Origin of the sequence: Coleofasciculus sp. E2-BRE-01 (assembly GCF_040221695.1) — a bacterium.
Lineage (GTDB): Bacteria > Cyanobacteriota > Cyanobacteriia > Cyanobacteriales > Coleofasciculaceae > Coleofasciculus.
This window is the reverse complement of the sequence record NZ_JAVKEA010000148.1, coordinates 16,350-29,631: the sequence shown is the minus strand read 5'-3', so window position 1 is coordinate 29,631 and position 13,282 is coordinate 16,350. Positions and strand designations below refer to the sequence as shown.

Genomic DNA, 13,282 nt, shown 5'->3' with positions numbered 1-13,282 from the left:
CGTTAATCCTGAAAGATTTCCCAGACGAATGTCAAATTCTTTAAACACAATGTCTCAGTCATTATCTTGGTTATACCGAGGTGTTAGTGACATTTTTCCCAACCAACCGGATTCTCAAGACCCGAGTGAGAACCTAGAGCAACGGATTCGCCAAACTGAGCGTCCCTTGCGGATCAAGTTGGGAATTGACCCGACGGGGACAGATATCCACTTGGGTCATAGTATTCCCGTAAGGAAATTACGGGCGTTTCAGGATGCGGGTCATACGGCTGTCCTAATTATTGGCGATTTTACCGCAAGAATCGGTGATCCAAGTGGTAAATCAGAAGTACGGAAGCATCTTTCTGACGAACAGGTGCAGCAAAATGCCCAAACCTACTTGGATCAGGTGCGTCCGATTTTAGATTTTGAAACACCAGGACGCCTGGAAATTCGCTATAACTCGGAATGGCTAAGTAAGTTGGATTTGGCAGAGATTCTCGATTTGTTAGCCACGATGACGGTGGGGCAGATGCTAGCGAAGGAGGGGTTTGCAGAACGATTTAAACAGGAAAACCCGATTTACCTGCATGAGTTTCTCTACCCCTTAATGCAAGGGTATGATTCGGTGGCAGTTCAGGCGGATGTGGAGTTAGGCGGAACGGATCAAAAATTTAATATTGCGGTGGGGCGAGACTTACAGCGGCATTTTGGTCAAACTCCCCAGTTTGGATTACTGCTGCCGATTTTAATTGGTACGGATGGCGTGCTGAAAATGTCGAAGTCGCTGAACAATTATGTGGCGTTGCGGGAGGCGGCTCAACCCATGTATCAGAAGCTGGAGGGGACGAAGGATAATCTGTTAGAGGAGTATTTTGAGCTACTCACCGACTTATCCTTAGAGGAACTGCCAGTAAATCCCCGCGATCGCCAACAACTTCTGGCTTGGACAATTGTCACCCAATATCACGGTCAAAAGGAAGCAGATGAGGCAAAAGGCGGGGGCGCTATCCCGGAATTTTCCCTCTCTCAAGTGGAGTTTCCCGCCAAGTTGTTTTATATCCTTAATGCCAGTGGGTTGTGTAGTAGTAGTGGCGAAGGGCGGCGACAGATTAAAGGTGGCGGTGTGAAACTAGAGGGCGATCGCATTACGGATGTAGACTGCACCTTTGATTCCCCAGAGGCTTTAGAGGGCAAGGTGTTACAGGTAGGGAAAAAGAAATCTGTGCGGTTGACATCCTAATGACTGCAAAAGTTTTTGACTACCGGGCGTGCAAGCAGTGGGAGCAGGGCAAGCAGTAAAATAGCGCAAATTGACAAATTTGTCAATAAAATCAGTGGGGCAAGTGATATTATAAAGATAATCAGACTGTGTGTTCCAGAGGAGGTTCGCTCATGTCACCATTATTGCCGCTAATACTGCTATGGGTTTTTCTAGGAATGGCTTTTTTATCTAGCATCTATGCAGAAGGCAGAGCCATTACTTAGCGCTAAAAAACATAGAAAGAATAGCAAAAAGCATAGATACAACTAGCTTTGCTATACTGAGAAGAGAACGAACATCCGAGGGAGTCGGATTCCTGTAAAGCGGTGCCTCGGAACTGAGTATCGTTCCTCAATAGTTTCGTACAAAACAGGCTATATGCCTGTGGGTCGGGAGAAGTCTTTTCCCTATTGGGGAGAGACACTTCACGCATATAACTACCAAAAAAGGGGAAAGAAATTTCTTTCCCCTTAAACTTTCTATGGGTTTGAGAAATGTAAATTGTAGGGGCGGGTTTTACAGATAACCTTTGACAAAAACCAATAACTTGACTAAACCCGCCCTTATTCAAGTGTAGGGGCGAGGTCAACCCGAATTGAGTATAAGTTGCGCGGTTAAAGAAAAATGGGATAATCTGTGGCTACTTATCACCAAGCATTTTCCATGTCAGTAGCAGAGCGGATTATAGTCCCCTTAGATGTACCGACCGAAGCCCAAGCGATCGCCCTCGTGGAACAATTACCGCAGGTGAGGTTCTGGAAAGTCGGACTGGAGCTATTTGTCAGTAGTGGACCCGCGATTCTTCAGGTTCTCAAAGATCGGCAAAGACGGATATTTTTAGATCTCAAGTTTCACGATATTCCCAATACGGTAGCTGGGGCGACACGGGCGGCTGCTGGATACGGGGTAGATTTATTGACAATTCATGCCGTAGCAGGTCGCATGGCACTCAAAGGAGCGGTAGCAGCAGCGAAGGAAGGAGCAGAAGCCGCCGCTTGTTCACCACCGAAGTTAATTGCTATTTCCCTACTCACCAGTTTAAACTCACGAGATTTAGCCTTTGATTTAAAAGTTCCGATTGAGTTACCCGAATACGCCCTACAGATGGCACTTTTGGCAAAAGAAACCGGATTAAATGGTGCAGTGTGTTCGCCTCAAGAAGTGTCCCAACTTCGCCAAGTGTGTGGCGATGACTTTCTCCTCGTTTGTCCCGGTGTCCGTCCCAGTTGGTCGGAACAGGGCGATCAACAGCGATCGATGACGCCAGCAGATGCTCTGAAAGCGGGGGCTGATTACCTGGTGATTGGGCGCCCCATCACGGCTGCGCCTGACCCCGTTGCAGCGTGGAAAAGAATTTGTGAGGAGTTACAGGAAGTCATCAGTTAATTGTAGGGGCGGGTTTAGGGACTCAATTCAGCTAGTCACCGATAACGTATCAACAAAACCCGCCCTAGCTCACCGATAACGTATCAATAAAACCCGCCCTAGCTCACCGATAACGTATCAATAAAACCCGCCCTAGCTCACCGATAACGTATCAATAAAACCCGCCCTAGCTCACCGATAACGTATCAACAAAACCCGCCTGATAAGTGTAAGCCCTATCTAGTAAGGTATGAATTATAAGTTAATCCAATGCTTAACAGTTGCCTGTTGGCTGGGATTTCAGATGGATTGTGGGGCATTTAACCCCAATGTTACCCCCGGCTCACAAACGCTGAAGACGAAACCAACAACGCTAAGAGTCCTTCCCTGTACGCCTGCACTCCTGCACCCCTGTCTTCCTAAACCCACACTTCTAGCTCAATCGGCGTGTCCCTCAGATGTAGAAACTTTAACTTCTCTAATGCTGCGGGATTTACCTGACTACGCGAATCGGGTGATTCAGCGATCGCGACCTGTAAATGAGGACATCGATATAGATCTATATATCATCGTGGCAGGGCGAGCGGAATTTCAACCCCTGACCCTTGGTCCCGGTTCCTATAATTCTGTGACAGCTACCAACGTAGAACCCCCACAGCAAGTGTTTTTCACCACTCTAGAACGCCAATATGTCGAGGGAGGTGCGATCGAACGAGAAAGTTTTCACTGGCTATTTTTAACCAATACCGATAGTGGATGGCGTTTGGCTCTGATGTTTACGCGCCTAGGTTCACCTTCACCAGAACGCCCACCCACGCCGCCACGAGAGAGTAGCGATGGTATTATGGGTCGAGCTGTGCAGCTCTGGTTGCGAGATTGTCGGGCGGACGCAATTCGAGCCTCATACAGATAGTGGTCTATCTTACAATTTAAGTTAGTGCTGAATCGGTTGGGTTTGATTGAGGGCATCTTGGTAAATACCTCAACTCCAGTCTTTAAGTTTCCTTTGCTAGTGCCAGATTAATGCCCGATAATTTGCGACAAACTATTGCTCTTTACGTAGAAGATATTGAATCGCCTGTGGGTAGGCGGATTAATTTGCTGATTATGGGGTTAATCCTCTTATCTTCAGCAATTTTCGTGTGCGAGACTTATCCCATACCGCCGCTGCTTCGCCTAAGTCTGGATATTATCGATCGAATTATCTTAATTGTTTTTGTTGCCGAGTATTTACTCCGCTTTTGGGTTGCTGAATCTAAAGTTAATTTCTTCTTTAGCCCTGTTTCTCTCATCGATCTAATCGCGATCGTGCCTTTCTTTATTGGCGTGACGGATATCCGATTTATTTTAATTTTCCGTTGGTTTCGGATCTTACGGTTAATTCGCTTCCTGACTTTAAAAATTTATGTTTTTAGACTTAGCAATCAAGATGCCATTATCTTAGCTCGAATATTATTTACATTGTTCACCATAATATTTGTTTACTCAGGATTAATTTATCAAGTTGAACATGGAATAAATCCTCAAAAATTCAAGACATTTTTAGATGCCTTCTATTTCGCTGTAGTAACGATGACCACCGTTGGATTTGGTGACCTAACACCAATTTCAGAAGGGGGTCGATTACTAACAGTGCTGATGATTTTGACAGGCATTGCTTTGATTCCTTGGCAATTGGGCGATTTAGTCAAGCACTTACTTAAAACGGCTAACCAAGTGGAAAAAGTCTGTGGCGGGTGTGGTTTACCTTTTCATGATTCTGATGCTCAGTTTTGCAAAATTTGTGGGACTAAGTTAGGGACTGCTGAATAAGTAGATTGGTGAAGTAAGGAAAGGGAAACAGAGAACAGGAACAGTTTTTCCATAATATTCCATCTGTCTATAGATATAAATATTTAATTTAAACTTGAAACTTGGGGTAGACGCTATAAATAGAGAATTAGGATTAATATATGGAGACTAGGCAGAGCATATAGCCCCAAAAAGTGACTTTTATCAACAATAAAGATAAATGATATGCTAAAAAATAATTTGAATCACTTTAAAAAATTACTTAGCCCTATGGGAGTTGCGTATACAAGTCTTTTCCTGACTTTTCCAGCATTAATATTCCTGGTTTCTTATTCTAGCCCTGCACCTAACTATCAAGAATATCCTCAGTATAACACTAACTTAATGGTACAATTACGGCAATTTTTGGCTCAAAATCACCCTGCTCATACACCATCCAATGAAATTATTATTCCCGGTAAACTCTCAGTTGAGAATGAGTCAGAGGCAAATACTCAGTTATAAATCTTCCATTTCCTGATACAGTTCCTCTAAATCCTGGTGTTGAGTCCGCCGAGAACGCCGCCGATATTTCTTTGTTTGTAACTTGGGTTCGTACTCAGTTTGTCCCTTTCCTTTGGTTTTTGCCTTGAGAGTTGACTCTGGATCAGCTTGTTGGTTCAACCGTTCTTGACGTGCGATCGCTTCCTCTAAGAAACCCAGATAATGATCGTAGCGTTCCCAGTCTCCCTGTACCGCACAGTTGGGTTCATCTCGATGTAAGCAGTCACTAAATTGACAACTGGCTACCGCTAACCGTTGTCGCGCTTCGGGAAAGTAATGGATTAAATCGGCTGGCGTGCAATCCAAGTCAGGCTGATTAAATCCCGGCGTATCTGCCAATAAACCCCCTTGGGGTAATTCAAACAATTCTACATGGCGGGTAGTGTGGCGTCCCCGTCCTAATTTTCCAGTTACTTCTCCCACGCGCAGGTTGGCTTCAGGGGCGAGTTGGTTAATTAAGCTAGATTTTCCCACGCCAGACAATCCAGCTAAGACGGTAATTTTCTGGTTTAAGCGATCGCTCAGTTCGGCTAAACCGATATTATTGTAAACGCTGATAAATAGGGGTTGGTATCCCCACGCATTCAAGCGCTGCTGCCACTGCTGTTGTTCTTCTGGTGTGACTAAATCACTTTTATTGAGACACAAACATACCTGGAAACCTGTCGATTCTGCCTTGACTAAAAAGCGACTCAGTTGATACGCATCTAGGGTAGGTTCTGCTAAAGCAAACACCAACAGAATTTGTTCAGCATTAGCCACAGGAGGACGATCCAGTTGGGTTTTCCGGGGGAGAACTTCTGCGATCGCACCTCGGTTACCCGTCCAGTCGGGTTCCTCAATGACCACGCGATCGCCCACCATCACCCGTTGACCAATTTTTTTCAATCGGGAACGACGGGTACACAGTAAAGTGTTGAGTGTTGAGTGTTGAGTGTTGACCCAAAGCTAGGTTGATCGGGAACCTGATTTGTAGGGGCGGGTTTAGGGATTTGCTGCTGGTTATGGATTGTATCGTTTGTACAAAACCCGCCCTGGCTGAGTTTTGACTCTAATCGAACCTGATAGAAATTCGCCTGAACTGCCAGAACTGTCCCCAATAAGGGGGCAGATAACTCAGACGGTGGGATATCGACTACTTCGCTCATGCAGAGACTTGAGGACGCCGTACTCTTAGAGCAAAGTAGCCTTTGCGATCATCGAGTGCCTCAATCGGATACCCTGCCATCGTCAGACTATCGGGAACCTGTTCAATCGGTTCCCCTGGATCAAGCCATACTTCTAATAAAGAACCGGGCGTCATTTGTTCTAGACGTAGCTTAGTCCGCACAAAGTTAATGGGGCAAGGTGTTCCTCGCAAATCCAGTTGAGCATCAGGTGTCTGATTAATTGTCGATCCCGTGGGCTTACTCATCCGCGAAACAGTCCTCCCAAAAAGTCTTCTAGCCCTCCTTTACCCGTGCGATCGCCTTTAATTTTTGCCAGCTTCTCCAGCAACTCCCGTTCCTCCGCTGTGATTCGGGTAGGAATGTCGATTTGAATTGTAATCAAATGATCGCCCCGGCTCACCGGATTTCCTAATTTTGGCACGCCATGATTTTCTAATGTCAACACCGTATTCGGTTGGGTTCCTGGGGGAATCTTCAACTCCACCGGACCATCAACAGTATTAACCTGGAGGCGACAGCCCAAAATAGCTTGTAAATAGCTAATTTTCAGATCCGACAGAACATTAATTCCATCTCGCTGAAATTCCGCATCTTCCTCAACAAATAGGTAGACATATAAATCTCCTGGAGGACCACTGCGTAATCCAGCATCTCCTTCTTTAGAAACCCGTAGCCGGGTTCCATTATCCACACCGGGCGGAATCGTAATTTTTAGCTTTTTGGTTTCTTGTTTGCGACCTGCTCCCCCACAGGTTTCACACTTATCCTCAATCACCTGTCCTTCGCCATTACAGGTTGGACAGACTGACACTTGAGTGAAACTGCCAAAGGGGGTACGAGTGGCGCGACGCACTTGTCCTGAGCCGCTACAGGTCGAACAGGTACGCGGTCGAGTTCCCGGTTTAGCCCCCGTACCGTTACAGGTATTACAGTTTTCTTGGTGAGGAATGCGAATTTCCTTTTCCCCACCGAATACAGCTTCCCGGAATTCTAGCTTCAAGTCTAGGCGCAGGTCATCCCCTCGCGTCGGTCCACCCCGCCGACGTCCCGTTTGCTGACCCATACCCCCAGCAAAACCGCTGAAGAAGCTTTCAAAAATATCAGCAAAACCCATATCCCCAAAATCGGGATAGCCGGCTCCAGCAGCACCTGAGGATACACCCGCCTCACCAAAGCGGTCGTATCGTGCCTTCATTTCGGGTTCGGAAAGGATTTCGTAAGCTCGATTAATTTCTTTAAATCGCTCTTCCGCTCCTTGTTCCTTATTAACGTCGGGATGGTACTTTCGGGCAAGGCGACGGTAAGCCCGCTTTATTTCTTCTTTGTCAGCGTCGCGAGAGACGCCGAGAGTCTCATAGTAGTCAGGCATAGAGCAATGCGGGAGGGTTGGATTACGTTACGGAGGTGGGTTAATCGGGATAGTTTGTACAGAGAATCGGCTTGATCGCCACCGAGGGCTGATATCCAGATCACCTGCACGTCTATCCATTTTGGATAAAAAACCAGCGAATTGCTACTTACATGTAGGCATTGCCTTAGTCAACTGTTTCATAGTCAGTATTATTTACCGTTTCATCATCAAAGTTCAGAATTAACTCTTCTTCTTCGGGTTCCGACTCAGAAGGTTCGCTAACTTCTACAGGTGAGGCAATTTCCTCCTCGCTTTCGCTAATCTCATCGGGTTCCAAATCGGGCGCACTCTCTTGGTAGACGGCTGCACCAATGGTAAACAGGGTTTGTTGGAAATCTTCTAGTTGCTGTTTAATGTCCTCCACTGCAATCGAGGGGTCTTTGAGTGCAGCTTGTAGCTGTTGCTTTTTCTTCTCTCCCTGCGCCTTCAAGTCCTCGCGTACCAAATCGGCATTGTCTTTTAGGGTCGATTCGTAACTGTAGAAGAGGCTTTCGGCTTGATTTTTCAGTTCCACCAGTTGCATCCGACGGCGGTCTTCTTCGGCAAATTGCTCGGCTTCTTGGCGCATCCGTTCCACTTCACCACTATTTAATCCACCGGTGTTGGTAATCCGGATGCTTTGCTCTCGTCCTGTGCCTTTATCCGCCGCTGAGACGTTAAGAATTCCATTAACATCAATATCAAAGGATACCTCAATTTGAGGCACACCCCTGGGAGCCGGAGGAATGCCTGCCAGTAGAAACTTACCCAGGCTCTTGTTATCACGAGCCATTGCCCGTTCACCCTGGAGGACGTGAATTTCCACAGAGGTTTGTCCGTCCGTCGCCGTGGAAAAGATTTGCGATTTACTGGTGGGGATCGTGGTGTTACGCTCGATAATTTTGGTGAAAACTTCGCCTAAGGTTTCAATCCCCAGTGACAATGGAGTTACATCCAGTAGCAACAAGTCTTCAACTTCACCGCCCAAGACGCCCCCTTGAATGGCTGCACCTAGAGCAACCGCTTCATCGGGGTTGACCGACTTATCGGGTTGGCGACCGCCAAAAAACTTACTAATCGCTTTCTGGACGGCGGGGATGCGAGTCGAACCCCCGACCAGCAGAATCCGGTCAATATCATCGGGCTTCAGTTCGCCATCTTTGAGCGCCTGTTTTACGGGTTCAACTGTGCCTTTGATCAAGTCGCTCGCCAGTTCTTCAAACTTCGCTCGCGACAATTCCATTTCTAGATGTTTCGGACCCGTTTCATCTGCGGTAATAAACGGCAGGTTGATCGAGGTGTTCAACATGCTAGAGAGTTCAATTTTTGCCTTTTCTGCGGCTTCTCGCAAACGCTGTAGCGCCATTTTATCTGCGCCGATGTCGATGCCTTCTTGTTCCTTGAACTCCTGGATCATCCAGCGCACGATCACGTTATCGAAGTCATCGCCCCCTAAATGGTTGTTGCCAGACGTGGCTTTGACTTCAAATACGCCGTCGCCCAGTTGCATCACCGAGACATCAAACGTACCGCCGCCTAAGTCAAAGACGAGAACTTGGTGTTCTTCGTCTTGCTTGTCCAGCCCATACGCCAATGCTGCGGCGGTTGGTTCGTTGATGATCCGCAGCACTTCTAAACCGGCGATGGTGCCGGAATCTTTGGTTGCTTGCCGTTGAGCATCGGTAAAATAGGCAGGGACTGTAATCACCGCTTGTTCTACGGGTTCACCGAGAAAGTTTTCGGCATCGGCTTTCAGCTTTTGCAGGATCATGGCAGAGATTTCCTGCGGGGTATATTGATGGGAGCGGATCTGGACATCAACCGTATCGTCGCGACCCTTAACACAGTTATAGGGAACTCGCGATCGCTCCTCTACCGTGTCCTCCCATCGGCGACCAATAAACCGTTTAATACTATGGACAGTATTTTCAGCATTGGGAACTGCCTGACGCTTCGCTAGTTGACCAACCAAGCGCTCATTCGATTTACCAAATCCCACAATACTCGGTGTGGTTCGTCCGCCTTCCGTACTGGAAATGACGAGGGGCTGACCTCCTTCGAGGACAGCCACGCAACTATTTGTTGTGCCCAGGTCGATGCCAATGACTTTTCCCATAGCGCTTCGGCCTATCTGATCGGTAAGGTTTTCTTTTTAAGGTGGTAATCTGTGGCTACAGCACTCACCTAACGTTCGCTCAACCGTTGTTTGGGGTTGATTGTTTTAGAGACGGACAGCCAAGGGGGGAGTATCCCCGTGCCGCTTAACTTTCTGGTTCTGAGGTTTCTTCCTCTGAGGTTACCACGGGCTCTGGAGCCGCAGCAACTTTAACCATGGCATGACGCAATACGCGATCGCCCAAGAAATAGCCACGCATCAGTTGTTCGATGACGATTCCTTCGTCATATTCCTCACTCGGCTGTCGCATTACTGCTTCATGGAAATTGGGATCAAACTCTGTTCCTTCCGGACGCATCGGCGAAACCCCAAGACGTTTGAAGGATTCCACCAGTTGTTTGTAGATCCCCTGATAACTCTTATGCACCGCCATCTCCCCATCATTTTGAGGTTTGATTTGCGATCGCGCCCGCTCAAAGTTATCGACCACGGATAATAACTCGCCCAGAGTATTACGCTTTACTTGATGGTCTAAATCTTCTTTTTCTTTAGCCGTCCGCTTGCGGAAGTTATCAAAATCGGCAGCCATCCGCATGGATTGGGTTTTAAAGGCTTCAAATTGCTGATTAACTTCCTCCAGTTGAGCTTTGAGGAGTTCATTTTCCTGCTGCAAGGTTTCGATAACCGCGACATCCTCCTGCTGACCGGGCAATCCGGCAGAGTCCGATTCAGCAGACTCACTCTCCACGCCTTGTCCTGCCGAAGTTTCTGCCGCTTCCGTTGTCACTTCAGCGGTTGCCGCTTCTGCCGTTGATGGTGATTCAACATCGGGTTGTGTGCCAACCTCCTCCTCAGAAGTTGCCTCATTTAAATCGGGGTTATCTGAATTCACGGCCTTCTGCTCATCTGTTTGTTGCAACGTAGTATTTGGTTGTTTGTCTTCGTCACTCATAATTCACTCGTACTAAAAACTCAATCAATCTCCTGCTCCTTCAAGGGATGGCAACATTTACCTTGCCCAGATTAACGGCAAGATTTTGGGTAGGCTAAAGTCCCAGGCATCAAGTCCGGATTGCTACCTCCTCAAATCCTAGTACATACTGGGGAAAATTGTCTGTTGTTAATGTGTCTATTGATTCAATCACAGCTAAACAGGAGTTCTCGCCGTAGAGACATAGCCTGTTACGTTGAGGATTTGGGGGCAGAGGTACTCTAGGAGTCCGAGGAAACGGTTAAGATAAAACTTGAGGCGGTATCCCCATCTATAATAAGGAATAGAGTATTCTATCAGGGTATAGAGGACTAATTTTGAATTCAGTCAGAATTCTATCACATTTAGATGATCTGAAGACTTGCATTTCACCCTTGCCAGGATATTGGTAACTCCAGCATGTTGGCATCCAACCTTATTCACGCCTCAAAGTGTTTCCCAGCATGGGTACTCTGATCTAAACCCAGTGAGAAGGGAGCCATTCTGAGATCCGTCAAGCCCTTTTATTCAAATTGGCGGCAAGGCAATGGGGTTACCGTTGTCGCTTCCTCCAGTACGACAAACGCTAAAACTTTTAGGAATTCTGTAACTAAGGAGATAGTCTCACCCACTATGACTCAATCCCCATCATCATCAGCAAGACGTGCCCTTGTTGTCAAAAACGATTTTTCGCCCTTTGGAAATAAACTGGTTCAATCAGGTTACGTTGATGACGGTCAAATGCGGCAGGCATTGGCGGAAAGCCGTAAGTCAGGACGACCTCTAACCGATGTCGTTGAATCAATTACCGGGCGTCAGTTGCCACCCGACTTAATCCGTCAGTACAAGAAACAGCAACTGTTTGAACTCAAAATACTTTACGGTGTTGAATCTCTTGATCCGGAACTTGGTGATATTTCTGGTCACCAAGTCAAGGAACTCATCGAACGCCTAATTCCTATTGATATCTGTAGTCGCTATCGTTTAGTGCCGTTATCCAAAAATGATGGTCAACCCCCATCGCTTTTGGTAGCAATGGTTGATCCGGATAACCTTGACGCCCAAGATGATCTGAACCGGATTTTGCGCCCTCACGGGATTGATCTACGGCGGATGGTGATTACCCAGGAAGATTATCAGCATCTGATTAATCAATATCGGGATAAAAAACTGGCACAAGAGAAGGAACAGGAAGCCGCCAAGCAGACAAACATCAGTCAGGATCTTGATAATTTAACCCTGTCTGATGCACCAGAGGAAACGACGGAAGAAGACATATCGAAAGTCGCGGGTGATGCCGGTGGTGCCCCGGTAATTAACTTGGTGAATAAAATCCTCGCCAAAGCCTTACAAGAAGACGTTTCGGACATTCACATCGAACCCCAAGAAGAATACTTGCGGGTTCGCTTCCGCAAAGACGGCGTACTGCGGCAAGCCTTTGAGAACTTACCTAAAACAATCAAAAATGCCGTTGCTGCCCGCTTCAAAATTATGTCAGATTTGGACATCGCTGAACGCCGATTGCCCCAAGATGGCAGAATTCGGCGCATGTTCCAAGGGCGCAAGGTTGACTTCCGGGTCAGTACCTTACCTAGCCGCTATGGTGAGAAGATTGTCCTGCGGATTTTAGATAACTCTAGCACCCAACTCGGTTTGGATATTTTGATCACTGACCCAGAAAGCTTAGAAATGGTCAGGGAAATGACAGCACGACCCTTTGGGCTGATCTTGGTCACGGGTCCGACGGGTTCCGGGAAATCCACAACCCTATATTCTATGCTGGCTGAGCGCAATGACCCAGGAGTCAATATCAGCACCGCAGAAGATCCGATTGAATATTCCTTACCCGGTATTACCCAGGTACAGGTACTGCGGGAAAAAGGCATGGACTTTGCCTCGATTCTACGCTCATTTCTACGGCAAGACCCGGATGTAATTCTGGTGGGTGAGACGCGAGATAAGGAAACGGCAAAAACCGCGATTGAAGCGGCGCTCACCGGACACTTAGTCTTGACCACGCTGCACACCAACGACGCGGCTGGTGCCATTCCCCGCCTGGATGAAATGGGAGTTGAACCGTTCATGGTATCAGGTGCGCTTCTAGGAGTTTTAGCCCAGCGCCTGATGCGGCGAGTTTGTACGGAGTGTCGTACACCATACCAGCCTACTGCTGCTGAACTGGCTCGATTTGGTTTAGCCGCTTCCAGCGAAGGGGAAGTCACGTTCTATAAAGCCAATACCCTACAACCCGAAGAAATTACCGACGCTCGTGCCAAAGGCACACTCTGTCAAAAATGTAATGGGATTGGGTACAAAGGACGAGTAGGTGTGTATGAAGTCATGCGGAACACCGAACGACTGCAACTCCTAATCAATGAAGGAGCGCCTACCGAACGGATCAAAGAAGCAGCGGTTGAAGAAGGGATGAAAACCCTATTATCCTACAGTTTAAACCTGGTGCAGGACGGTCATACCACGTTGGAAGAAGTTGAACGAGTCACGTTTACTGATTCCGGTCTTGAGGCAGAAATGAAAGCCAAACGTAAGCAATCCCTCTCCTGTAGCACTTGCGGCGCTGGGTTAGAACAGGAGTGGTTAGACTGTCCGTACTGTATGACCCCACGTTTCCGGGACTAAGTGCTGCGGTATTCCTGAATTGTTGTAGACTTCAACCTCCAACAATTATTGATTAAGC

At 47.3% G+C, this 13,282-nt stretch carries 11 protein-coding genes and 1 pseudogene; 6 read left to right on the top strand and 6 right to left on the bottom strand.

Features of this window, described 5'->3' with window-relative positions:
• Positions 1–49: 49 nt before the first annotated feature.
• The 5 genes from tyrS to RIG66_RS18390 all read left to right on the top strand — a co-directional run bounded on the left by tyrS (position 50) and on the right by RIG66_RS18390 (position 4,903).
• Positions 50–1,222 carry a tyrosine--tRNA ligase gene (gene tyrS, locus RIG66_RS18410; protein WP_446380213.1) on the top strand — a complete coding sequence of 391 codons (1,173 nt, stop codon included), beginning with the start codon at positions 50–52 and terminating at the stop codon, positions 1,220–1,222.
• A gap of 684 nt (positions 1,223–1,906) precedes the next feature.
• Positions 1,907–2,629 (top strand): orotidine-5'-phosphate decarboxylase, encoded by a 723-nt coding sequence (gene pyrF / locus RIG66_RS18405; protein WP_446380235.1) that lies wholly within the window; start codon positions 1,907–1,909, stop codon positions 2,627–2,629.
• A 229-nt stretch (positions 2,630–2,858) separates the two neighbouring features.
• Positions 2,859–3,521 (top strand): hypothetical protein, encoded by a 663-nt coding sequence (locus RIG66_RS18400; protein ID WP_446380212.1) that lies wholly within the window; start codon positions 2,859–2,861, stop codon positions 3,519–3,521.
• 110 nt (positions 3,522–3,631) lie between these two features.
• Positions 3,632–4,420, top strand: a complete 789-nt coding sequence (locus tag RIG66_RS18395) for an ion transporter (RefSeq protein ID WP_446380211.1) — start codon at positions 3,632–3,634, stop codon at positions 4,418–4,420.
• A 249-nt stretch (positions 4,421–4,669) separates the two neighbouring features.
• The gene (locus tag RIG66_RS18390; protein WP_446380210.1) at positions 4,670–4,903 is read left to right on the top strand and encodes a hypothetical protein; all 234 of its coding nucleotides are present in this window, start codon (positions 4,670–4,672) and stop codon (positions 4,901–4,903) included.
• Here the strand turns inward: RIG66_RS18390 and rsgA are convergent.
• The 6 genes and pseudogenes from rsgA to grpE all read right to left on the bottom strand — a co-directional run.
• Positions 4,898–5,863: pseudogene (gene rsgA / locus RIG66_RS18385) on the bottom strand (small ribosomal subunit biogenesis GTPase RsgA); the annotation flags it as partial. The gene RIG66_RS18390 and the pseudogene rsgA sit on opposite strands and share 6 nt — an antisense overlap.
• On the bottom strand, positions 5,827–6,090 hold the full coding sequence (locus RIG66_RS18380; protein WP_446380209.1) for a hypothetical protein: 264 nt from the start codon (positions 6,088–6,090) through the stop codon (positions 5,827–5,829). The gene RIG66_RS18380 and the pseudogene rsgA, both read right to left, overlap by 37 nt.
• The gene (locus RIG66_RS18375; RefSeq protein WP_446380208.1) at positions 6,087–6,356 is read right to left on the bottom strand and encodes a sulfurtransferase TusA family protein; all 270 of its coding nucleotides are present in this window, start codon (positions 6,354–6,356) and stop codon (positions 6,087–6,089) included. Before RIG66_RS18375 ends, RIG66_RS18380 begins: the two co-directional genes overlap by 4 nt.
• A complete protein-coding gene (dnaJ, locus tag RIG66_RS18370) occupies positions 6,353–7,480 on the bottom strand; it encodes a molecular chaperone DnaJ (RefSeq protein ID WP_446380207.1) in 1,128 nt (375 codons plus the stop codon). The genes RIG66_RS18375 and dnaJ overlap by 4 nt, the downstream gene beginning before the upstream one ends.
• Before the next feature lie 166 nt (positions 7,481–7,646).
• Positions 7,647–9,617, bottom strand: coding sequence for a molecular chaperone DnaK (dnaK, locus tag RIG66_RS18365; protein WP_446380206.1), 1,971 nt, complete (start codon positions 9,615–9,617; stop codon positions 7,647–7,649).
• Between the two features lie 145 nt (positions 9,618–9,762).
• Positions 9,763–10,569, bottom strand: a complete 807-nt coding sequence (grpE, locus tag RIG66_RS18360; RefSeq protein ID WP_446380205.1) for a nucleotide exchange factor GrpE — start codon at positions 10,567–10,569, stop codon at positions 9,763–9,765.
• 651 nt (positions 10,570–11,220) lie between these two features.
• Between grpE and RIG66_RS18355 the strand changes: the two genes are divergently transcribed.
• The gene (locus RIG66_RS18355) at positions 11,221–13,224 is read left to right on the top strand and encodes a GspE/PulE family protein (RefSeq protein ID WP_446380204.1); all 2,004 of its coding nucleotides are present in this window, start codon (positions 11,221–11,223) and stop codon (positions 13,222–13,224) included.
• Positions 13,225–13,282: the final 58 nt, after the last annotated feature.

Bases quoted from the DNA above. Each gene is read 5' to 3' on its own strand.
- tyrS (WP_446380213.1), top strand. From the start codon at position 50: ATGTCTCAGTCATTATCTTGGTTATACCGAGGTGTTAGTGACATTTTT.
- pyrF (WP_446380235.1), top strand. From the start codon at position 1,907: ATGTCAGTAGCAGAGCGGATTATAGTCCCCTTAGATGTACCGACCGAA.
- RIG66_RS18400 (WP_446380212.1), top strand. From the start codon at position 2,859: ATGAATTATAAGTTAATCCAATGCTTAACAGTTGCCTGTTGGCTGGGA.
- RIG66_RS18395 (WP_446380211.1), top strand. From the start codon at position 3,632: ATGCCCGATAATTTGCGACAAACTATTGCTCTTTACGTAGAAGATATT.
- RIG66_RS18390 (WP_446380210.1), top strand. From the start codon at position 4,670: ATGGGAGTTGCGTATACAAGTCTTTTCCTGACTTTTCCAGCATTAATA.
- RIG66_RS18380 (WP_446380209.1), bottom strand. From the start codon at position 6,090: ATGAGCGAAGTAGTCGATATCCCACCGTCTGAGTTATCTGCCCCCTTA.
- RIG66_RS18375 (WP_446380208.1), bottom strand. From the start codon at position 6,356: ATGAGTAAGCCCACGGGATCGACAATTAATCAGACACCTGATGCTCAA.
- dnaJ (WP_446380207.1), bottom strand. From the start codon at position 7,480: ATGCCTGACTACTATGAGACTCTCGGCGTCTCTCGCGACGCTGACAAA.
- dnaK (WP_446380206.1), bottom strand. From the start codon at position 9,617: ATGGGAAAAGTCATTGGCATCGACCTGGGCACAACAAATAGTTGCGTG.
- grpE (WP_446380205.1), bottom strand. From the start codon at position 10,569: ATGAGTGACGAAGACAAACAACCAAATACTACGTTGCAACAAACAGAT.
- RIG66_RS18355 (WP_446380204.1), top strand. From the start codon at position 11,221: ATGACTCAATCCCCATCATCATCAGCAAGACGTGCCCTTGTTGTCAAA.